Origin of the sequence: Christiangramia marina (genome assembly GCF_048285865.1) — a bacterium.
In the GTDB taxonomy this organism is placed as follows: Bacteria; Bacteroidota; Bacteroidia; order Flavobacteriales; family Flavobacteriaceae; genus Christiangramia; species Christiangramia marina.
In genome coordinates this window covers 782689-783341 of record NZ_JBLVTK010000001.1, presented here as the reverse complement: position 1 = coordinate 783341, position 653 = coordinate 782689, and the positions used below count along the sequence as shown (strand labels likewise).

General features: G+C 29.4%; 1 protein-coding gene. It reads left to right on the top strand.

What is annotated here, in order from left to right:
* On the top strand, window positions 1–552 hold a 552-nt coding region (locus ACNKXS_RS03665), incomplete at its 5' end, for a hypothetical protein (RefSeq protein WP_417919673.1).
* Between the last annotated feature and the right edge of the window lie 101 nt (window positions 553–653).

The following is a 653-nucleotide window of genomic DNA, read 5'->3' as shown; positions in this document are numbered from 1 at the left end:
AATTCAAAATTTACGAATTCTAGTTTTAGTGGTTTCAGTAACTCGTGTTCATTAAATTCAGAATATATACGCTGTCAATTCAAAGATTACCACTCAAAGAACATTTTTCTATTTAACTACTTTGATAATTGTACTTTAGATTCAAACAATGAATATATTTATTGTATTGATAATAATTATAGTGGAAGTCAATTTTATCAGTGTTCATTTCAGTTTTCAAAGATTGAAAAGTGCAAATTTGATATTTGCGAATTCAGTCAGGTAATTTTCAAAAAGCATATGGCATTTTGTTCGTTCATTGGTGTGGGAACTTTCGAACAAAAATTCGAGTTGGACAATCAAGATTTTATATTAGAAAAAATAGACAAACCTTCTATACTGGATGGTATAGAAACAAGTTCGATTCATTTCAGCTTATCAAAAACAGGCACCTTTGGTTATAAGCAAGCCAAAGAAATTGCGGTTTTATTTAATTCCAAAAAAAGTGGGAAAAATGATATGCCAGGGATCACTAATCTTAACATTCTTTCAGGACAGAAATTATATGAGTAATTATAGTATGATTGTAACCTAGATTCGCAGTTATATCAAATTGAATTAATGACTACGTAGGTTAGGAAATATGGTTTTTCTTATCTTGGTTGGCTGGTCTA